The organism is Delftia sp. ZNC0008, assembly GCF_000799035.1.
In the GTDB taxonomy this organism is placed as follows: domain Bacteria; phylum Pseudomonadota; class Gammaproteobacteria; order Burkholderiales; family Burkholderiaceae_C; genus Comamonas; species Comamonas tsuruhatensis.
The window spans coordinates 1-20261 of sequence record NZ_JTKZ01000432.1 but is presented as its reverse complement, the minus strand read 5'-3'; the positions used below and the strand labels follow the sequence as shown (position 1 = coordinate 20261).

Annotated in this window: 23 protein-coding genes and 1 pseudogene; 6 read left to right on the top strand and 18 right to left on the bottom strand. The window is 61.0% G+C overall.

From position 1 onward, the window contains the following. Nucleotides 1–1417, bottom strand: a 1417-nt coding sequence (locus L995_RS14230; protein ID WP_047472383.1) for a TonB-dependent receptor, incomplete at its 3' end; no start/stop codon positions are given. Between the two features lie 152 nt (nucleotides 1418–1569). On the opposite strand from L995_RS14230, the gene L995_RS14225 reads away from it, so the two are divergent. Together L995_RS14225 and L995_RS14220 are read left to right on the top strand one after the other, a co-directional pair. Further along, a complete protein-coding gene (locus tag L995_RS14225) occupies nucleotides 1570–2334 on the top strand; it encodes a response regulator (protein ID WP_047472382.1) in 765 nt (254 codons plus the stop codon). Beyond that, the gene (locus tag L995_RS14220) at nucleotides 2334–3767 is read left to right on the top strand and encodes an ATP-binding protein (protein WP_047472381.1); all 1434 of its coding nucleotides are present in this window, start codon (nucleotides 2334–2336) and stop codon (nucleotides 3765–3767) included. The genes L995_RS14225 and L995_RS14220 overlap by 1 nt, the downstream gene beginning before the upstream one ends. Here the strand turns inward: L995_RS14220 and L995_RS14215 are convergent, their stop codons facing one another. From L995_RS14215 to L995_RS14190, 6 genes are all read right to left on the bottom strand, one after another. After that, nucleotides 3768–4598 carry a SprT-like domain-containing protein gene (locus L995_RS14215; RefSeq protein WP_052195804.1) on the bottom strand — a complete coding sequence of 277 codons (831 nt, stop codon included), beginning with the start codon at nucleotides 4596–4598 and terminating at the stop codon, nucleotides 3768–3770. A gap of 41 nt (nucleotides 4599–4639) precedes the next feature. Further along, a complete protein-coding gene (locus L995_RS14210) occupies nucleotides 4640–5236 on the bottom strand; it encodes a flavin reductase family protein (protein WP_047472379.1) in 597 nt (198 codons plus the stop codon). Between the two features lie 47 nt (nucleotides 5237–5283). After that, nucleotides 5284–5916: an NAD-dependent dehydratase gene (locus L995_RS14205; RefSeq protein ID WP_047472378.1), complete on the bottom strand. Its 633-nt coding sequence runs from the start codon at nucleotides 5914–5916 to the stop codon at nucleotides 5284–5286. An 80-nt stretch (nucleotides 5917–5996) separates the two neighbouring features. Next, on the bottom strand, nucleotides 5997–7097 hold the full coding sequence (locus L995_RS14200; RefSeq protein WP_047472377.1) for an alkene reductase: 1101 nt from the start codon (nucleotides 7095–7097) through the stop codon (nucleotides 5997–5999). A gap of 114 nt (nucleotides 7098–7211) precedes the next feature. After that, entirely contained in the window at nucleotides 7212–7793 is a 582-nt protein-coding gene (locus L995_RS14195) for a TetR/AcrR family transcriptional regulator (RefSeq protein WP_047472376.1), read from the bottom strand. Between the two features lie 55 nt (nucleotides 7794–7848). Further along, the gene (locus L995_RS14190) at nucleotides 7849–8799 is read right to left on the bottom strand and encodes a LysR family transcriptional regulator (protein WP_047472375.1); all 951 of its coding nucleotides are present in this window, start codon (nucleotides 8797–8799) and stop codon (nucleotides 7849–7851) included. A gap of 123 nt (nucleotides 8800–8922) precedes the next feature. Here L995_RS14190 and L995_RS14185 point away from each other — a divergent pair, with 123 nt between their 5' ends. From L995_RS14185 to L995_RS14175, 3 genes are all read left to right on the top strand, one after another. Further along, nucleotides 8923–9939, top strand: a complete 1017-nt coding sequence (locus L995_RS14185) for a Bug family tripartite tricarboxylate transporter substrate binding protein (RefSeq protein ID WP_047472374.1) — start codon at nucleotides 8923–8925, stop codon at nucleotides 9937–9939. 4 nt (nucleotides 9940–9943) lie between these two features. Further along, nucleotides 9944–11860 (top strand): AMP-binding protein, encoded by a 1917-nt coding sequence (locus L995_RS14180; protein ID WP_047472373.1) that lies wholly within the window; start codon nucleotides 9944–9946, stop codon nucleotides 11858–11860. Between the two features lie 194 nt (nucleotides 11861–12054). Then, nucleotides 12055–12783 carry a DUF4198 domain-containing protein gene (locus L995_RS14175; protein WP_046239311.1) on the top strand — a complete coding sequence of 243 codons (729 nt, stop codon included), beginning with the start codon at nucleotides 12055–12057 and terminating at the stop codon, nucleotides 12781–12783. Between the two features lie 114 nt (nucleotides 12784–12897). On the opposite strand, the gene L995_RS14170 is transcribed toward L995_RS14175, so the two are convergent. From L995_RS14170 to L995_RS33180, 3 genes are all read right to left on the bottom strand, one after another. Continuing rightward, entirely contained in the window at nucleotides 12898–13611 is a 714-nt protein-coding gene (locus L995_RS14170) for a hypothetical protein (RefSeq protein ID WP_047472372.1), read from the bottom strand. A 112-nt stretch (nucleotides 13612–13723) separates the two neighbouring features. Beyond that, a complete protein-coding gene (locus L995_RS14165) occupies nucleotides 13724–14596 on the bottom strand; it encodes a hypothetical protein (protein ID WP_047472371.1) in 873 nt (290 codons plus the stop codon). Nucleotides 14597–14657: 61 nt separating this feature from the next. Further along, nucleotides 14658–15020 carry a hypothetical protein gene (locus L995_RS33180; protein WP_156136080.1) on the bottom strand — a complete coding sequence of 121 codons (363 nt, stop codon included), beginning with the start codon at nucleotides 15018–15020 and terminating at the stop codon, nucleotides 14658–14660. A gap of 15 nt (nucleotides 15021–15035) precedes the next feature. On the opposite strand from L995_RS33180, the gene L995_RS33175 reads away from it, so the two are divergent. Further along, nucleotides 15036–15173: a hypothetical protein gene (locus L995_RS33175; RefSeq protein ID WP_156136079.1), complete on the top strand. Its 138-nt coding sequence runs from the start codon at nucleotides 15036–15038 to the stop codon at nucleotides 15171–15173. 32 nt (nucleotides 15174–15205) lie between these two features. Here L995_RS33175 and L995_RS34370 read toward each other — a convergent pair whose 3' ends face one another. From L995_RS34370 to L995_RS32040, 8 genes and pseudogenes are all read right to left on the bottom strand, one after another. After that, the gene (locus L995_RS34370) at nucleotides 15206–15679 is read right to left on the bottom strand and encodes a DUF2185 domain-containing protein (RefSeq protein ID WP_231574431.1); all 474 of its coding nucleotides are present in this window, start codon (nucleotides 15677–15679) and stop codon (nucleotides 15206–15208) included. Nucleotides 15680–16013: 334 nt separating this feature from the next. Beyond that, the gene (locus L995_RS33170; RefSeq protein WP_156136078.1) at nucleotides 16014–16382 is read right to left on the bottom strand and encodes a hypothetical protein; all 369 of its coding nucleotides are present in this window, start codon (nucleotides 16380–16382) and stop codon (nucleotides 16014–16016) included. A gap of 1 nt (nucleotide 16383) precedes the next feature. Continuing rightward, entirely contained in the window at nucleotides 16384–16746 is a 363-nt protein-coding gene (locus tag L995_RS34365) for a hypothetical protein (protein ID WP_231574433.1), read from the bottom strand. A gap of 45 nt (nucleotides 16747–16791) precedes the next feature. Further along, nucleotides 16792–17540 (bottom strand): annotated as a pseudogene (locus tag L995_RS34360) (RHS repeat-associated core domain-containing protein); the annotation flags it as partial. 70 nt (nucleotides 17541–17610) lie between these two features. Then, nucleotides 17611–17865, bottom strand: a complete 255-nt coding sequence (locus L995_RS33165) for a hypothetical protein (RefSeq protein WP_156136077.1) — start codon at nucleotides 17863–17865, stop codon at nucleotides 17611–17613. Between the two features lie 211 nt (nucleotides 17866–18076). Next, nucleotides 18077–18544, bottom strand: a complete 468-nt coding sequence (locus tag L995_RS33160) for a hypothetical protein (protein WP_139093507.1) — start codon at nucleotides 18542–18544, stop codon at nucleotides 18077–18079. 385 nt (nucleotides 18545–18929) lie between these two features. After that, nucleotides 18930–19457 (bottom strand): hypothetical protein, encoded by a 528-nt coding sequence (locus tag L995_RS33155; protein WP_156136076.1) that lies wholly within the window; start codon nucleotides 19455–19457, stop codon nucleotides 18930–18932. After that, on the bottom strand, nucleotides 19457–20261 hold an 805-nt coding region (locus L995_RS32040; protein WP_197065145.1), incomplete at its 5' end, for an RHS repeat domain-containing protein. The genes L995_RS32040 and L995_RS33155, both read right to left, overlap by 1 nt.

Sequence of the window (20261 nt, the reverse complement as noted above, 5' to 3'; positions counted from 1 at the left end):
CCGCGTCGCCCGCGTTCTGCACCGTGGCGCGCGCGCTGCCCGCGCCCACCACCGTGGGCGTGCCCGGGAAGATGGTGGCCGGGTTGGCCATGTCGAAGCCCAGCGTCCCGGTGGGCAGGTTCATGCTGCGCTCGCGGTCGCCATAGGTTTCGCGGTACAGCTCCAGCCCTGCCGTGAGGTCGTGCTTGAAACCTGCCGTCTCGAAACGGGTGCGCACATCGGTCTGGTTGTTGGCGATGGTGTAGCGCTTGGACACGGACACCGAGGCCAGGCGCAGCGAGGCATTGGCGCCCGCCGTGTCCACCAGGCCGTAGTCGCCATAGGACAGGATGCCGCCCGGCGCCGTCACCAGCCCGCCCAGGCCCACATAGCCCAGGGAGTTCTTGCTGCTGCCGTTGTTGAAGCGCGCGGGCGCCAGCACGCTCCAGTTGTCCGAGCGCTCGTAGCGGAACTGGTTGCGCACCGTGGTGGCGGGGGACAGGTCATGCTCGATGCGCGCCGTCACCGTGTCGGTGCGCGACTGCTGGGTGTAGAGGTTGGAGGCGCCGTACCAGGCATTGCGCGGCACGCCCGGCATGACCTGGCCGCCCGTGCCGCGCTGAATGGGCAGGCCGCCATCGGGCGTATTGTCGTCCACCTGGTGGAAGACGTTGACCACGGTGCGCGTGGAAGTGCCCAGGCCGTGGGCGAACGAGGCCGCCACGCCGTAGCGGTCGTAGTCCACCACGTTGCGGCCGGCCACGTCGTTCTGGTGCTTCATGAGGTTCAGGCGCACGGCGCCGGTCTCGCCCACGCTGCGGTTCAGGTCGGCCGTGATGCGGCGGTAGCCGTCGCTGCCCACGCCCACCGAGCTGTTGTAGAACGTGTCGCGCTTGGCCTCTTTGCTGACCAGGTTGACGCTGCCGCCCACGGCGGACACGCCCGACTCCACCGAGCCCGTGCCCTTGTAGACCTCGGCCTGCTCCAGGTTGAAGGTGTCGGTGCGGCTGGCCATGCCGCCGTCGCGCACGCCGTCGATGGTGATGGCCTGCTCGGCCGAGAAGCCCCGGATGGTGAAGAAATCTCCCCAGCCCAGATTGCCCTCGCCCGAGGTGAAGGTGATGCCGGGCACGTTCTGAAGCACCTCCTGCAGGCTCTGGGCGTTTTGCTCGCGGATCAGCTCGGCCGGCACCACGCTGATGCTTTGCGGCGTGTCGCGCAGCGGCTGGGTGAGCTTGGGCGACTGCACGGCCTGCGGCTGGTAGGCCGGGGCCTCACGCGTGGAGCGGACCTCGACCGTGCCCAGGGGCGATGCCGCAGCGGCTGCAGTCTGGGCCACGGCCAGGGTGGGCGCAGCCAGGGAAGAGAGGGCGCCCAGCGTCAGCGCAAGGCTGGTGGACAGGGCGGGAGGGAAACTGTTGGAGTGCTGGGAAGACATGGCAGCGAATCACTAGAATGAAAATCGTTCTTATTGACGAGCAGGACTCTAGTGACGCGACAGCGCAGACAGGCCAGCGGCCGCCGGGCAAATGCAATGCTCCATTGCACAGGCCGCCGCCACAACATTCCATTACAAAACGCCGTGCGCCAATGCAATCCATGAGCGCACCAGCCGCCGCATCCCCGGCCGCCCAGGGGCCGCGCATCCTGGTGGTGGACGACGACCCCGACATCCGCGAGCTGCTGTGCGACTACCTGCGCGCCTCGGGCATGCGCCCGGCCGCCGTGGGTGACGGCCAGGCCATGTGGGAATGGCTGGGCCGCCATGCGGCCGACCTCATCGTGCTGGACCTGATGCTGCCCGGCACCGATGGCCTGGCCCTGTGCCGCAGCCTGCGTGAACGCACCCATATCCCCGTGGTCATGCTCACGGCGCGCGGCGCCTTGCTGGACCGCATCCTGGGCCTGGAAATGGGGGCCGACGACTACCTGCCCAAGCCCTTCGATCCGCGCGAGCTGCTGGCGCGCATCAAGGTGGTGCTGCGCCGCGTGGCCCAGGCGCCCGCACCGGCCAGCGAGCCTGAGCACCTGCCCGTGCTGCGCTTTGCGGGCTGGACGCTGGACATGCGCGCGCGCGAGCTGCGCTCGCCCCAGGCAGTGCTGGTGCCGCTGGCCCAGTCCGACTACCGCGTGCTCTGCGCCCTGGCCAGCAACCCGCACCGCACGCTGAGCCGCGACTACCTGGCCGACCATGTGTTCGGCCGCGAGCGCCAGGCCCAAGACCGCGCCATCGACGTCTGCGTGAGCCGACTGCGCCAGCACCTGGAAGACCCCGCGCGCCAGGCCAGCCTGATCCGCACCGTGCGCAACGCCGGCTACGTGCTGACCTGCGACGTGGTGCCGCAGGCATCGTGATGGCTTGGATGCAGGCCGGCGCGCTGCTGCGGCGCCTGTGGCCGCAGACGCTGTCCGGGCGCGTGGCCCTGATCCTGGTGGCCGGCATGCTGGCGGCCCAGGCGCTGACGGGCACCATCTGGTGGGAAAGCCGGCGCGGCCAGCTGCTGGAGGTGCCGCTGCGCCTGCTGGGCGCGCGCGCCGCCGATTCGCTGCTGCTGCTGTCCTCCCTGCCGCCCGAGGCGCGGGCCGCCGCCGTGGGCACGCTGAGCACGCAGGGCTACCAGCTGACCCTGATCGATGCGGCCCGCGCACGGCGCCTGATGGAGGACCTGGCGTCCCATCCCGCCGATGCGGCCGACGCCATGGCCGGCGATCTGCTGGCCGATGTGCTGGCGCGGCGCGTGGGCGCGGCCGTGCCGTTCCACCTCCTGGCGCTGGAGCTGCACGGCGGCGCGGAAACTCTGCTCACCGCCCATGAGCCCGAAGCCCATGTGCGCATGCTGCTGGGCCTGGGCAACGGCCAGTGGCTGCAGGTGCAGGCCGTGGAGGGAGAGGCCGGCTACCCCGTCAGGCCCTACTGGGCGCTGGCTGACTATGTGCTGCGTATCTACCTGCTGCGCATCATCGTGGTGGTGGTGGTGGCTCTGCTGGCCGTGCGCCTGGCCATGCGCCCGCTGGCGCGCATGGCCAGCGCGGCCGACGCGCTGGGCAAGGACCTCAAAAGCCCGCCCCTGCCGCTGGACGGCCCGCGCGAGGTGCGCCAGGCGGCCCAGGCCTTCAATGCCATGCAGCAGCGCATTGCCGATGGCGTGGCCGAGCGCACGCGTTTCTTTGCAGCCGTCTCGCACGACCTGCGCACGCCCATCACGCGGCTGCGCCTGCGCTCGGAAATGCTGGAGCCCGAAGCCCTGCGCGACAAATTCCGCCGCGATCTGCAGGAGATGGAAGCCATGGTCACCGCCACGCTGGACATGCTCACCGGCGCCGACGCGCGCGGCGAGCACCAGGCGCTGGACATCAACGCCCTGGTGCAGGGCGTGGCCCAGGACCTGGGCGAGGCGCATGGAGTGCACATCCCCATCACGGGCCGCGCGCTGCGCCCGCTCGATTGCTATCCGCACAGCCTGCGCCGCTGCCTGCAGAACCTGCTGGAGAACGCGCTGCGCTATGGCCGCGACGCCGAACTGCGCATCAGCGACAGCGACGATTTGCTGCGCATCGGCGTGCTGGACCGGGGGCCGGGCATTGCCCAGGAGCAACTGGCCCAGGTGCTGGAGCCGTTCTACCGCATGGAGGCCTCGCGCAACACGGGCTCTGGCGGGTTTGGCCTGGGCCTGTCCATTGCCGATGCCGTGGCCAAGGCGCATGGCGGGCGCATTGTGCTGGGCAACCGGGAGGGGGGCGGGCTGGAGGCGGTGCTGGAGCTGCCGCGCAAGACTCCTGCCCGCTGATCAATCCTGGGCTGTGAAGCCTTTGCCGCAATCGCCGCAGATCAGGTTCAGCCCCGGCTTGCCCCAGACATTGACGGGCGCGGCGCAGCCGCCGCAGCGGTACTTGACGCGCAGGGACTTGTTGACGGGCTGCACCATGGTCTCGCCGGTGGTGGAGCCCGGCACCGCCACCGAGGTGCCCACGGGCCGCACGGCTTCGGCCAGGGCGGGCACGGAGGACATGGGCGGCTGCGTGCCCTGCATGCCCTGGATCTGCGTGGCCATGCTCCACTGGCCCGTGACCACATGCTCGATGGCGGGAAAGCGGTCGTACCAGCTGAGCTGGAAGCGCGTGGTCAGCAAGGCGTCGCAGGCGGCCAGGAACGGGCCGCCTGCGATCGCATAGTCGGCCATCATGTCGCCCGTGCGCCGCCCGCCTGGCCGGCCCGTGGACGAGGGCATGAGGCCCAGCGATTCCAGCTTGTCCGCCCATTCCTCGTTGTGATACCGCGCGCGGCCCGGCTTGCCGAAGTGGTGCTGCCACAGGTGGGTCATCTCATGCACCAGGGTCTGCAGCGTCTCGATGATGGGCACGGCCGCGAAGTAGGCGGGGTTGAGCGCAATCTCGTCCGTGGTGCTGCCATCCAGCGACGCAAAACGCGCCGCAGAGAAGTAACCGCAGGTGCGCTTTTCGCGCTGCAGCGTGATCAGGCAATGGGGCAGGGCATCGTCGAACAGACGCTGGTTGAAGTGCTCGTAGGCCTGCTGCAACTCGGAATAGGTTTCGCGCGTGGGGACTGCGCGCGAAGAGGCAAGGGAAGATGCAAGGGAAGAGGCAGTGGCCGAGAGCATGGCTGGATTGTGCAATACAGCCATGGCGCCATTGGCGAGTTTCAGGGCGGTCCGTCCTGCACCTCGTCCTGCACATTCAACGCCTGCCCAATCGCATAGAACTGCCCACCCGCCACGTAGTGCAGGCTGCGCAGCGCGGGGTCGGCGTCCTCGAAGTGCCAGTGGCCGTCGCTGAACACGCGGGTGTCGGACCAGGCGCCCACGATCTCGCCGATGAACAGGTCGTAGGCCTGCTGGTTGTGGGGTTCGGGGATCAGCCTGCAGGCCAGCCAGCCGGCGCAGCCGTCCACAAAGGGCAGGTCGAACCCTTGCATGCCGAATAGCTGCACGCCGCTGCCGGCGAGCTTGCCGGCATCGGTGGCAAGGGTGCGCGTGCCGACCTCGTGGGTGAGGCGCAACTGCGCTGCCGTGGGCACCTGGATCACGAACATGCCGGTGTGCTCGACCAGGGCGCGCGTGGCCGTGGCCTTGTCCAGCACCACGGTGAGCTTCGGGGGCGCGAAGTCCAGCGCGCAGCACCAGGCTGCGGCCATGACGTTGTCCACGCCGCCATGGCGGGCCGAGACCAGGACGGTGGGGCCGTGGTTGATCAGCCGGTAGGACTTGGCGAGATCGACCGGGGCGATATGCGGGTTCATGCAGGGGTTCCTGAAGGGTTCTGTTTTTGCGCGTGCAGGCGCCGGGTTCATTCGGCCAGCGCCTCGGAACCCACGATATGGACGCCGGGCCTGGCGTTGACAGCAGCCTCTATCAAGGCCTGGGCAATGCGGTGCGCGGGGTTGAGCCGCCAGCGCCGGGGCAGCAGCGGGCCCAGGGCGCCAAGAAGGCCGACCATGAAGCGCTCGCCCGCCCGGTGCTCGGTGCGCGGGCCGCTGATCAGGCCGGGGCGCACGAAGGTGAGGGAGGCAAAGCCTTGCGCCTGCAGGTCACGCTCGAGTTCGCCCTTGACGCGGTTGTAGAAGATGCGCGAGCCGGCGTCGGCGCCCATGGCCGAGTTCAGCACATAGGTGGGCGTGCCGTGGCGATGAGCCAACTGTGCGGCCAGCAGCGGGTAGTCATGGTCCACGCGCCGAAACGCCGGCTGGCTGCCGGCTTTCTTGATGGTGGTGCCCAGGGTGCAGACCAGGGCATCGGCCCGCCACCAGTCGGCGCCTTCGGGCAGGTGCTCGAAATCGACGATGGGGGCGAGCAGCCTGGGATGCGCCGGCAGCGCCCGGCGTACCGGGGCCACGACGCGGGTGATGCGGCTGTCGGCCAGGGCCTGTTGCAGCACCTGGCTGCCCACCAGCCCCGTGGCGCCCACGATCAGCAGTTGCATGGCTTGGTCTTTCGATTGGTCATTCGATGAGGACGCAGGTCAGCCAGTGTGCCGCAGATCGCGGGGCGCCAGTCCTGTGCTCAGGCTGCCACAGGCCAGTCGATGTAGCCCTTTGCGCCGCCGCCGTAGTAGGCCTCGTGCGGGGCCACGGCCAGTTCCTTGCCATGGCGCAGGCGTGCCACCAGGTCGGGGTTGGCGATGAAGGGGCGGCCGATGGCCACGGTGTCGATCAGGCCCTTGGCGCGGCGGTCCATGGCCAGTTCCAGGTCATAGCCGTTGTTGCCCATGTAGGCGCCGTCAAAAAGCTTGCGCAGCGCGTCCAGGTCCACGCCGGGCGGCAGTTCGCGCGAGCCGCCGGTGGCGCCTTCCACGACGTGCAGGTAGGCCAGGCCGAAGCGGTTGAGCTGGGGGATGAGGTAGCCGTAGAGGGCCATCACATCGCTGTCCAGCGGCGTGTTGCCGGCGTTGGGTGTGACGGGCGACAGGCGGATGCCCACGCGGTCGGCTCCCCAGACCTTGGCCACGGTGTCGGTGACTTCCAGCGTCAGGCGGGCGCGGTTTTCGATGCTGCCGCCATAGGCGTCGCTGCGGTGGTTGGTGGAGTCGCGCAGGAACTGGTCGAGCAGGTAGCCGTTGGCCGAATGCACTTCCACGCCGTCAAAGCCTGCACGCTTGGCGCATTCGGCCGCATGGCGGTATTGCTCGACGATGCCGGGGATTTCGCTGGTTTCCAGGGCGCGGGGCATGGACACCTCGGCTACGCCGTTGGGCGTGAAGGTGACGCCTTCGGCCTTGATGGCAGAAGGGGCGACAGGGGCCACGCCACCGGGCTGCAGGTCCACGTGCGAGTAGCGGCCCACGTGCCACAGCTGGGCCACGATCTTGCCGCCGGCCGCGTGCACGGCGTCGGTGACCTTCTTCCAGCCGGCGACCTGTTCCTCGGTCCAGATGCCGGGCGTGAGGTTGTAGCCCCGGCCCTGTGCGGAGATGTTGACGGCTTCGCTGATCAACAGGCCCGCGCTGGCGCGCTGGGCGTAGTAGGCGGCGTGCAGTTCGGTGGGCACGCCGTCGTCACCGGCGCGGCTGCGGGTCAGCGGGGCCATGACGAAGCGGTTGGCGAGCGACAGGCCGCCAAGTTGGGTGGGGGAGAACAGATCGGTGTGAAGGCTATGGTCGGTCATGGTGTGCAGTGGTGGTGGTTGAACAAAAGGAAGAGGGATAGGTAAGAGGTGAAGGGTTTAAAGTTGACCAGTCGTCTACAAACAAGGCAAATAAAAAGCGGCGGCCAGGCCGGCTCAGCCCAGCAGCCGCTTCGTGGACACAAGGGCTGCGGCAAATGGCTCCTCATGCCGGCCCAGCTTGGACAGCAGGGAGGCGCCCAGCCACAGCTGGTACAGCGATTCGGCCAGCGCAGGCGCGTCCAGGTCGGATGTGATGGAGCCATCGGCCTGGCCGGCGCGCACGCAGTCGGTCAGCCGGGTGATGATGGCGTCGGTGCCGGTGCGCAGCACCGAGCGCATGTCGTCGGACAGGTCGCAGACCTCGGGGCCCAGCTTGACCACCAGGCACTGGCCTCCTGCATGGGCCGAGCATTGTTTCTGTGTCCAATGGCGGAAGTAGGTCATCAGCCGGGAGATGGCCGGGTCGGGCGTCTCCATGAGCGCATCGATCTTGGCCAGGTACTCGTCGAAGTACTCCTGCAGCAGGGCCTGGCCGAACTCTTCCTTGGACTTGAAGTAGTAGTAGAAGGAGCCCTTGGGCACGCCCGCGGCCGCGACGACCTCGGCCAGGCCGACGGCCGTGTAGCCTTTCTGGGTCATCAACGCCTTGGCCACATCAAGGATGTGCTGGCGTGTTTCCTGTGCGGGTTTCTTCATGGAATCGAAGTCTAACGCAAAAACCGACCAGTCGTCTACAAACTTTGTTCCCCCTTCATTCCCGCGGTCGCAAGGCCTGCGCCGTGTCGGGCAAGTCACCCGGCCGGATGATGCGCGCAAGGCCCATCCTGTCGCTCAGAAAGTCGATCAAGGCCCGGGCGGCGCCGGACTGGAAGCGGTTGGGCATGTACAGCATGAACATGCGGCCCTGGTTGATGCTGAATTCGTAGTCCTGCATGGCCAGCACGACGCGGCCATCTTCCACCTGGCGGCGCACCATGTAGTCGGGCACCAGCCCCACGCCCAGGCCGCCAGTGATGCAGTCGCACAGGAAAGGGTAGCTGCGCGACATCAGCGTGGGCGTGATGTCCAGCTCCTCCAGCGGTTGGCCGTTCCGCGCAATCTGCAGGCGCACCTTGCCGCTTTCGCCGCCCGATGTGATGAGCGGCGTGCGCGACAGCTCGGACGGTGTCTCCGGCAGGCGGTGGCTGCGCAGCCAGTCGCTGGAGGCGCACAGGCTGTAGCGCACCGGCCCCATGTCGCGCGCCACCAGCATGGGCGGCGGGTCGGACATGACGCGGATGGCGATGTCCACGCTGTCCTTGAGCAGGTTGTCTATGAAGTTTTCCAGGCGGATGTCCAGCACCACCTGCGGATGGGCGCGCTTGAACTCGATCAGCCACGGCGCCATGACCAGGTGGCCGTAGCCGGTGGGCACGCTCAGCCCGATCTTTCCCGAGATGTCGTCCGTGCTGCTTTGGGCCAGCTCGCGCACCAGCTCGGTCTCGTTGAGGATGTTGCGCGCATGGCGGTAGATGCGCTGGCCGACCTCGGTGGCCTCCACGCCCTGGGGCGTTCTGCGCAGCAGCGATGCGCCCAGGGACTTCTCCAGCCGGGCCAGGTGGTAGCTCACGTTGGCCCGCGACATGTTCAAGAACTTTGCCGCCTGGCTCAGGTTTCCGTGTTCGATGATCTGGACAAGGATGTTGAATGCCAGGAGATCCATGCGTTGCGGTCCAAGGGGGTGTCAATATTGTTTGACATGATGTCAACCGCCGCCGCCATTGTCAAAGAGGGTGCGCTGGGCAGAATGGGCCAGCCAGAACACATAAACATTCAAGGAGACAAGATGGCAGGCATCACAAAAAGACAGGCGTTGGCCAAGGGCATGGCGCTGGGCGCCCTCGGCATGGCTGCGTTCGCATCGCTGTGCGGCGCGGCGCAGGCCAATACCGATACCGGCGCCTGGCCCGACAGGCCGATTCGCCTGGTCGTTCCCTTCCCGCCGGGCGGACCCACCGATGGCGCGGCGCGCGTCTACGCCGAGGCGCTGGCGCGCCAGCTGGGCCAGCCCGTGGTGATAGAGAACAAGCCCGGCGCATCGGGCGCGGTGGCGGCAGGCCAGTTCCGCACGGCAGCGCCTGACGGCTATACGCTGATGATGATGGTCACGCCCACCATCATGGCGCCGCATTTCTTCAAGAACGTCAAGTTCCACCCGGCCACGGATTTCGCCCCGGTCACCAAGATCTATGACTTGCCCAATGTGATTGCGGTCAATGCGCAGTCGCTGCCCAAGGTGACGGACCTCAAATCGCTGTTCCAGTACGCCAAGGCGCAGCCCTCCACGCTGGACTACACCAGCTCCGGGGCGGGCAGCTCGGGCCACCTGAGCATGGAGCTGATGAAATCCGCCAGGCTGCACACCATGCAGCACGTGGCCTACAAGGGCAGCGCGCCCGCCATGAACGACACGCTGGGCGGCGTGGTGCCGGTGATCTATGCGGACATGGTGTCTGCGCTGCCCCATATCCGCAGCGGTCGGCTGAGGGCGCTGGCGGTGGGCACGCCGCAGCGCGTGAAGGCGCTGGACGGCGTGCAGACCATGGCCGAGCAGGGCTTTGGCGGCTATGAGGCATCGTCCTGGGGCGGCCTGGTGGCGCCCAGGGACACGCCGCGCGCCATCATCGACAAACTCAGCGCCACTTCGCGCCAGCTGCTGGCCACCGACGAGGTGCGCGACCGTTTCGAGAAGATCGGCGTGACGGCCGCCTACCTCAACCCCCAGGACACCGAGGCCCTGATCCGCAGCGACTACACGCGCTGGGGCGAGGTGGTGCGCACCAACGGCCTGGGTGCGGAGTGAGCCCATGGCCATGAGTCCTATTCCTGCGCAATCCATGTTCCGGCCCCTGCGGGCCGTGCGTTCCCTGGCCGATGTGGAGGCCATCGAAAGCCAGCCCATGGCCGGGCTGATCACGGCGCAAACGGTCTACGACCTGTTTTGCAACTCCGCGCGTGAGCACGGCCAGGGCAGGGCGCTGAGCTTTCTGCCCCAGGCCGGCAGCGTGGATGGCGCCCGGCACCTGAGCTATGCCGAACTGCTGGGCCGGATCCACCAGACGGCCAACGCCCTGCATGCGCTGGGCATGGGCGCCAGCGACACGGTGGCCATCCTGCTGCCCGGCTGCATGGAGTACCACTTTGCGCTGTGGGGCGGCGAGGCGGCGGGCATCGTGCAGCCCATCAATCCTTTGCTGAGTGCCGAGAAGATCTCTGCCCTGATGCGGACCACGGGTGCGCGCTTTCTGATCGCCTGGGCGGACGAGGACGATGCCGGCATCCGAGAGAAAGTCACGGCGCTGGATGCGGATCTGGCGCATGTGCTCTGGGTCTCGCATGAAGGCCGGACTCCCCTGGGGGATGGACAGCGCTGGCCCGCCAGCGATCTGAACGCCGCCCTGGCCGCCCAGCCCTCCGACCGGCTGGTGAGCGGGCGCCAGCCCCAGGCCGGCGACGTGGCGGCCTACTTTCATACCGGGGGCACCACGGGTGCGCCCAAGATCGCCGTGCAAACGCATGGCGCCCAGGTCTACACCGCCTGGGCCAGCGTGCAGATGCAGGGCCTGAACACGGCCGACCGCACCATCAACGGCTACCCGCTGTTCCATGTGGCCGGAGTGCTGCCGGGCTCGCTGGCCTGCTTTTCGGCCGGAGCCCACGTCATCATTCCGACCACGGGTCTGTTTCGCAACAAGGCCGTGATTGCCGGCTTCTGGCGCATGGCGGCACAGTGGAAGCCCACGCTGATGTCGGCCGTGCCCACGGTGCTGGCCGCGCTGGTGGAGGTGCCGCTGCAGGGGGCCGATGTGACCTCCATCCGCTACTTCCGCACAGGCGCCGCGCCGCTGTCGCCCGAGGTGGCGGCGCGCTTCAAGGCGCACAGCGGCTTCCATGTGCACGAGAGCCTGGGCATGACCGAGATGACGGGCATCTCCACCATCACGCCGCCCGGCCTGCACGCGGCGGCCGGACATGTGGGCCTGCGCCTGCCGTTTGCGCGCCTTGCCGTGCGCCGCATGGGGCCGGACGGCAGGCCATCGGACCAGGAAGCGGCGCCCGGCGAAACCGGCATGGTGGTGTTCCAGTCGCCCAACCTGTTTTCCGGCTACCTGGGCGGCATCGAGCCGTCCAGCTACCTCACTGATGACGGCTGGCTGATCACGGGCGACCTGGGCTCGGTCGGCGACGACGGCCTGCTGCGGCTGCGCGGGCGTTCCAAGGACGTCATCATCCGCAGCGGGCACAACATCGATCCGCAGGTGATAGAGCAGGCGCTGGAGCGCCATCCCGCCGTCAAGGCCTGCGCCGCCGTGGGCGCACCCGATGCCTATGCGGGCGAGGTGCCTGTGGCCTTTGTCGCGCTCCACCCCGGCGCCCAGGCCGATGAGACCGAACTGCTGGCCTTTGCCGCAGCCGGCGTGGACGAAGCGCCTGCGCGCCCGCGCTATGTGCGCATCATCGATGCGCTCCCCACCACCAACGTGGGCAAGGTCTACAAGCCGCGCCTACGCAGCATGGCTGCGGAAATCTACGCCCGCACCCTGGTGGCCCAGGCGCATGAGCGCATGGGCCTGCCGCTGCCGCCCGCGGCCAGCACCACGCATGCGGAAGGCGAGGGCTTTGTGCTGCGCCCGGCCCGGGCGGCTGACCGGAGCCCTTGGGAGCAGGCCGCCGAGGCGCTGGCCTTCACGGGCGAGCCGGTGCGCATCGAGGATGCCGCCTGAGCGCTGGGCCGGACCCCATTGCAGCCACCTGGTGAACTGCGCCGGGGCGGTGTGCAATGCACATAGAATGCAAACCATTCGCATTCAATAACCAATGCGGCGCCATGCGGCCGCACCCCACTGCCCAAGCACGTTCATGCCGTCGGCCCGTTGTGGCGCCGATGGCTGTTTTTTTGTCCTTTGAGGAAGCTGCAATGAAGAAACACTGGATTCTTGTCTCCGCACTCCTGGCCGCCAGCGGCGCCAGCCAGGCCCACCAGATCTGGCTGGAACAGCCGGCCGGCGAAACCGCCGTGATCCGCTTTGGCGAATTCGGCGACAACCTGCGCGAGACATCGCCGGGCCTGCTCGACAAGTTCGGCAAGCCCGTGGCCACCCTGGTGTCTGCCCAGGGCGAGAAGGCGGCCGATGGCCGAAAGACCGGCACCGGCTTTGCGCTGCCCTTCAAGGCCGGCCAGGGCGACAGCATCGTGGCCGAGGATGCCGGCTACCCGCTGTACACCAGCAAGAAGGGCGAGCAGGAACTGCGCAACTGGTACCACCCGGCCGCGCGCCTGATCACCGGCTTTGCCGCCCAGGCCCCGCGCCTCACGCTGGATGTGGTGCCCTCGGGCAAGGCCGGCGAGTTCAAGGTCATCTACAAGGGCCAGCCGCTGCCCAAGGCCAAGGTGGTGCTGACCGTGCAATCGGGCTGGAGCAAGGAAGCCCATGCCGACGAGCAGGGCCTGGTGCAGTTCGACATGCCCTGGAAGGGCACCTACGTGGCCGAAGCCACGCACGACGAGCGCAGCGGCGGCGAGCGTACCGGCCCGAACGGCGCAGAAAAATACGACGGCGTGCACTACGTGACCTCGGTCACCTACGTCAAGCCTGATGGCGTCGCCGCCATCCCGGCCGGCCCTGCAGCCAAGCCCAACAAATAGGCACTGCGGTCCTGCACGGTCCGCACCACCCCGCACCGGCCGGTGCGGGGCACCGGTTTCCATGGCGTCCGGGCCTGCAGGCATACGGGCGCGACGCCAGCCACCAGGCAGTGCTCAGGGCAGGAACGGTGACGACAGCAGCCGCAAGCCGATGGAAAACCACCGCTCCTGCGTGCTGCTGCCTGCGCGATTGCCGTAGGTGGCATCGATCTGCACATGTCCAGGCACCAACCAGTAGCGCAGGCCCATCTGGTAGAAGGGCTTGCCCTGGTTCTGGCCGAATGTCTCGGCAATCAGCCAGGTGCTCTGGCTCAATTGGGCCTCGGTTGCCAGGCCCCACGTCATGAGGTTGCGATGTGTCTGCGCCGTGCGCAGCCAGCCCACGTTGGTGTGGAAGAACAGCCGGTCATCGCGCAGCGAGAACGTGACGGGCACATAGGCGTACAGATCTCCCCGGCCCTGGCCCTCGTCATTCGGATGCCGGGCATTGCCCACGGCCAGGCCCCAGCCCCAGCCATTGGGCTGCAGTTCCTTGAACAGGGTCTTGCCCTGGATCACCACGTCCGTGGTCCGGCTGCTGCCGTCCTCGCGCGTGCGTGCCGCGCCCAGCGTCAGCTCCAGATTGCCCGTGAAATTGCAGGCCGGCTGCGCCCAGAATTCCGTGCTGTCCTTTTTGGACTTGGCCCAGCTTTCCAGCTGGCAGGACTTGGCATCGACGATGCGGGCATCGTCCGTGATCATGGGCCGGGCTGCATGGGCCGGGCTGGTGCCGAGACAGGCTGCCAGGCCCAGGGCTGCTGCCGTCCAAAGGGAGTGGGGATTGCGCATGGCCCGCCATCCTAAAGCCGAAAAATGACGCCATCAGAACATTGCTGTGCCAGGAGCGCCACAACAACGGCTGTGCACGGACTGGCCCATGTGGCCGTATATGTCCTTGCCCTTATATGGCCGGCACATCCAGGCACAGACGCAGACCCGCCATCTGGCCGGGCATGTTGGCCAGCGGCAGCTGAAGCTCCGTCAGCAGCATGGCCTGCTGCATGGGATGCTGGAACGGATAGAACGCCACCGCACCGCCACGGATGCGCCACTCGTGCGGACTGGCCTGCAGCCGGGTGAACGTGGCCACCGCCAACGCCGCCATTCCCCAGGGATTGGCGGCCGCGCGGTTGAGCTGCCCATCGCCAAACTGTGTCAGGCACACATCCCCGGACAGATCGCGCTGGGGAACTGCGTCCCCGCACACATACAGCCGCTCCGCGCCCGCCTTCGCAACGTACTCCCACTCATGGTCCCAAGGCAGGCGATAGCCCGTGGCGGCCAAAAAGCGCTGCGCTTCCTCTTGCGTGACATAGGCGGGGAACGGCCCGTCCTCGCTGGAGAAATCAGGCCGCTCCAGCCCATCGCACAAATCCACATGCTCTTCAATCACCCACTCGAACGTAGGAAAGCGGCCCATCAGAAACGCGGGCACATGCACGGGAACGGCCTCCTGCGCTGCATGGACCACCGGCGCAATCAAGGACCAGTCCTCCGCAGGAATCGAATCGCGCAACGTCGCCAGCCGCTGCGCCGTTGCCCCGTAGGTGAAATCGCTGCCCAGGACCAGGGTCAGCGTTGACTCATGCTGCGCGTCGTAAAAGCCGGGAACCTCCCATGCCGCGCCCTCAGCAGGCTCTGTAGAGACGAATGGTTTGGCGAACTCGAAGCCGCGCGGCAGCCCCTCCAGAATGGCTTGGCAAATCTCGTCGCGGCGGGAGGGCAGGGTGGATTGCCAGGATTGGGGGCTGGCGAGTTCAGGGATGGTGTGCATGATCAAAAAAGAAATAGATGCTTCCTTGGCACTAAGGATTAAGGCGCATCGATATCTGAAACTACATTGTCGTGGATGGGTAGGTACTGAATTCTTTCATCCAGCCATTATTTCCAAACAACTCACCAGCAAGACCGTCACTTAGCTGAGCTATGCTTTCACTATCGTTGAATTTAATATCGATCATCCCTTGATCAGTCATTCTGAGTACTCTGAAGATGGCAGAGTCGACAGCCAGGATCGCAAGATATTTGAAATCATCTTTTTGATCTTGCGAAAGAGAGAGATAGAAATCTCTAGATCTGAGGGACTCAGGCGTGTTGAGATTTCCGTGTATCAAATCAAAAACTCTGTCGATGGCGGAGTCTCTTGTCTCTGTAATGAAAGTCTTCCCAAATTCTCTTAAGATATCTTGTCTAGTCATTGGAGGGTTTAAATAGTGTTTGAAGTGAAAATTAGTGAAATGAAAGAATATGCTTCATTACTGGTTTTGGTGAGTTTTTTGATGATTGATGTATTTGATGAAAAATTCTTTCAGCTAATCATGATTCGTATCAAGCTGGCTGGATGGGATTGAGGTTTCGGAGAGCTGAATTTTGCAGAAGGTCCTTATTTCTTAGTAATCACTGGCTCATGCCAAATATCCTCGTAACCCTCGTCGTCAATGATAAATCTATAACCTGGTGCAAGAGCCAAGTACGGCATTAGTGCGGGCCATACATCTGGGACGTGGCCAATGTGTATTGGCTGAAAAAAATCAGGATCTTCAGAATAATCTCCTGCCCAAATATACCAGCCGGCAGTCCCATTTTCAGGATTGGCTCTCATTCCTGTTATGGGTTGTTTTCCTCTTGTTTGCAATGCTATACCAATTTTTAAACTCTCATCCGGATAAGACTCTGGAGATCCAGCTAGGATACATTTTTCTTTCTGAAGAGACTTGAGATTGCTATGGTTGTTCATATTTTCCAGCCATACATTTAGAGAATGCAGATGCTTGTCCGTCTTGAGTTTTAGAGCATGAGGAATAGTGTGACTGAACTGAAAAAACTTAAGTTCCAACTCGATAGTGCTCCACAGCAAGTGGATCAATATGGTCGGCTACCATTTTTGCTTCAATGCGGCCACAAACTACACAAGGTTGTCTTTGTACAGCGGCTGTCTGTTGTGTCGTTGGACCATAAGGGCCTAGTCTTTGATATTCCCCAATTCCTTGCTTTGGCTCAAAGGTGCTTTATCTGGATTTCCATAGTCCGCTGTAATTGTCGTGTCGCCTTTCGAGTCCGTAGTGGCGCCTGCAAGGCCGAGTTGATCAAGCCCACGATGACCAGTGGCACAAAATTTCCCGGCTCATGGGCTGCCCTGGGAGGGGAGACTGGCGAAGATACGGCCGGCGGGGGGCGTATATCCGGCAGTGTTATGGAATTTTTAGGTCATAGAGATAAACTGCTTGGGCATCGGACTTAGGATTTCTTCTTACGCAAAAGGTTGCCACAGCGTCACTTTCTTCGCCGTTGCTCCATAGAAATACATCGATGGCGTATTTATCATTAGGATCTTTGGGAAGGTCCAATACGTATGATTTCTGCAATGCATCGTCGGGTGGTATTGTAGTTAATTTTCCGTGAAAGATGTCATTAGAACGCTCAATATATTCCTGTGGCGATGCATCACCTAGCAGGTTTTTTGTATGCAATACGTCGTAATTTTTAATAGCCATTTCTTTTATTATTGACTTTATATTTGAAATGATTCTGGGATTATTTTCCAAGTATGATTCAGTCATTTCATCTCCTGTTTGATACAGTTCGCATGGGTGTTGTTGCTGTAACCCCAAGGTTGTTGAAATAAGGATCGACATGCATTAGGAATGAACATTTTGATTCCTCTTCTGTCAATCCAGCCTTTCTAATTGCTTTGTATCCTATTTTTCTTTCAGCAGCGTATGTTCCACCCCCTGCCTCACGTTGAATTTGCGTTGCAATATAGTGTTCAGATCCAATTTTTGTAGAAGGTCCACCTAACTGTATGGCTGGTGCTCCTGTATAACTATATTTCGGTATGGTTTTAGCAGCTGCATCTTGGATAATGTGATGACCATCTTTGGCTGTATTTGATTTTGCACCGTAGTCTCTTCCATTCGCTTTCATGTTATCCAATATTTTCTTGCAAGTGCAGGGACAGGGTTTAAACGGTGCCAAGCCATATGGATCAATCCATCCGGTTGTATTTTTAGAATTCAAGAATAGGTTTATTCCACCTTCTAAACCAATAGGATTCTGACTAACAAACCTCCCCACCACCGGATCGTAATACCTGAACCGGTTGTAATGCAGCCCGTCTCCTCATCAAACTGCTGTCCCTGGAAGCGGAAGGGTTGCTCAATGGGCGGCGGTGGAGGTGGTGCAACAGGCTTTGAGCCCCAAGCCCGTGCGCTGACGGGCCGATCATCGGTGCCGGTCCTCAACACGCTGCGCATGACCGCCTCGCCCCAGACCTTGTAGTCCGCCGCCCAGGCCACCTGGCCTTGTTCGTCGGTCAGCTCCAGCGGGGCGCCGATCTGGTCGCACTGGTACCAGTAGGTGCTGTGCTCTTCGCCCGCTCCCTGAATGGTGGCCAGCGGCACAAAGCTCCCCGGCTCGTAAATATAGAGCGCCTGTCTTGTACCTCGCTGGCTGTGCACCATGAGGTCGCCATCCCAAAGGTAGTGGGTACTGCAGAAGGCATCGCTTTTGGCGACACATCGGCCCGTGGGGTCGTAGGCGTAGCGGGTGGCCTGGGTGACGCCGTGGCGCGTGGTGTTCGATTCGACGAGCTGGTGGTCTGCGTTCCAAGTTAGGTCCAGCACTTCCTGGGTGCCGGTCTTTTGGTTGCCGCGGGTGCGGCGGGTGACGTTGCCGCGCACGTCGTATTCAAAGTGCAGGTCCTGGTATAAGCGCAGGCGGCATACTAGGTCTGCGGATATGAATTATGGCAATGGTTCCAGTGAGATGCACGTAGCTTATATTTATGTGTCAATCTGGGGTTGCCCAAAGATCGGCAGATAGGTTATGAATAAACCTGGAGGCAATGGGTTTGCTTAGTTTTTGATGTACTAAGGTTTGGGTATCTGAAAAAACAAGGCCAAAAGTTAGAGTCCCCTGAAAACCACGATAGCTAGATACTCCTTGAGCATAGAAAGCTACCTGTTTGAGAATAAAATCGCCGTCCATATGGATTGAGTTATCTTTAAAGATTCGATTATAGTTGTCTTGATTTTCATAGATCAACGCAATGCTATGCTTCTCGTTTTCTTCAATCTAGCTATTTCTTGCATTTATAGCTGCTGCTTCAGTATCCTCTTCGTATTCTTCGTCTTGCTCTGCAAGATGAGGTCGTTCAAAGATTCGATGCTCCTGAAGCCAAGCATCGAAAGAAGGATCATTGGGAGATTTTCCAATGAATGAAACGAGAATTTTTCCATCCATAGAATATGAGATTCTATTTAAGGTTGAGATTCTTTGCGTCGAATTTGTTAATCTTTCTTATTCTTATGGTTTCTATGCCTTTCCACTTGTTTTTATAGAATATGATAATTATGTGGTTGTCCTTTTGATACGCTTGGACAAGGTCTTCCTGATTCTTGCTGACTGATTTTCCCAATTTTTCTTCAACCTGTGATTTGTCCATTGCAAAAGCGAGGTTGAATGGATTTTCTTTTTCAAAGCCTTTATTGATATCGAATGATTCAAAAGTGAACCAGCCATCCCCAATAGGTGGGGAAAGATATTTTTCCTTGTATGAATCTGTGGGGTCAAATTCCATGGAAATCAATTTGTCTTTGGTTTTTATTCTTGTTGTTGAATCTCCCTTTGGCATCTTTTTTATGTCATTCTCGAGAAGAAATGACTCAAAATCATCACTTGTCGAAGTATGACCTAGGAAGGATAGCAATCTTTCGGTATTCATCATATTTCTTATGTTGATGGTAATTTTGGTTTCACGGCTTTATGAGATAACGCCATGTCTTCGACATATTTATCAAAATCAAAATCCTTTAGCTCTTCCACTGATTGCATATACTCTTCAAGCATCCATGGTCTTTCGTGAGCCACGGATTTCCCCGGCGAGCAGGTCGCCGGCGTAGAGGAGGGGGGCGCCCGAAGGCATCGTGCTTGTCGATTCGCCGGCCCAGTGCGTCGTGGCTGTCGGTAGCCTACGTACGCACAGGCTTCTTGAGAGGAGTTCTGCAAAATCTAGTTTTCCGTGATTTCAACCAAATGAAATTAAATTTCACGGGTGATGATCGTTTGAAAACAGTTTTTTGCGAATCAATTTTCAATTGGCCAAGAGTCTAATTCTTGGAATAAACCACAAAACTACCTTTGTTCGGATTGCTACTGCCTTTCCAACCACAAGGAAATCCCGATGACTTATATATTTTAAATACTCTTTCAAAGAAATCTATTTTTTCCTCGGAGAATAATCTGGATTTTGCGCAAAACACCAAATCTTCATAAAATATATTCATTAGAAATTCATAGTCATCGTCATCTATACCTAATTCCATAATAAGATGTTTGTTGTTATTTATTATTTTTTCGTAATAATTTTCCGAATCTCGATGTATTGCAAATTTTTCCAAATAATTGGGTGGAGGCGGGATTTCAATTTTCTTTTGTGCGGAGGAAAATATATCTTGTAAAAAATAATAGGGTTTTTTGATATCCTGATCTGTATATATTTCTAAGGCTCTATGTATATTTGTGACAATCTCTGTATTTTTATCACTGCCTTTATATATAGTGCTGAGAAATTTATTATCCCTCATGAAAATTAAAATCTCCTGCACATCTGCCGGAAAGTCAGTTATGGTCGTCATTAGAATCCTCCTTTTTTCAAGAGATCGTCCCAAAGTTTGAATGTAGATCCTTCACTTTTCATTATTGGCGTTCCTTTTTTTAACTCTTTGTGTAAGAAATCCTGCATTTCATTTACTCTTTTTGAGAGTTGCTTGGGACATCCGCCCGATGATGCTATTTCTCTATCTATTGCAGATAATATGGCGTCGGAATAGTCATTGTGATTAGTATTGTGGGTGGATTTTCCAAACCATTTTCCCTTCTTTCCTCCAAATTGCCCTGTTTTCTTGGGTAAATTGATAAGATTCTCTAAAGCGTGTCTGTCTATGCAGTTGAGAATAGGTCTTTTGTTAAAAATATCTTGTGGTACTTTGTGATGTGTTTGATGATCTGGAGATTTACCTGCTACCCGATCCATTCTATTTCGATGGGTTGATAGACCAGCAGGATCAATCCATTCAATTGGATTGACCCCATATAAATAGAAATTTTCACCACCAAACAACCCAATCGGATCCTGATGCACAAACCTCCCAACCACAGGATCGTAATACCTGAACCGGTTGTAATGCAGCCCCGTCTCGCCGTCAAAGTACTGTCCCTGGAACCGTAGCGGTTGCTCCACCAGCGCCAGGCTTTGTACCTCACCCTGGGCGGCCAGGGCCAGCGGGCGCTGGTCGTGGGGGAACACCGCCGCATCGTCCGTGCCGGTGCGCAGGTACTGCAACTGCTGGGTCTGGCCCCAGACCTTGTAGCTGGCGGCCCAGACGATGCGGCCGGCTTCGTCGGTGAGCTCCTGGGGGGCGCCGATCTGGTCGCAGTGG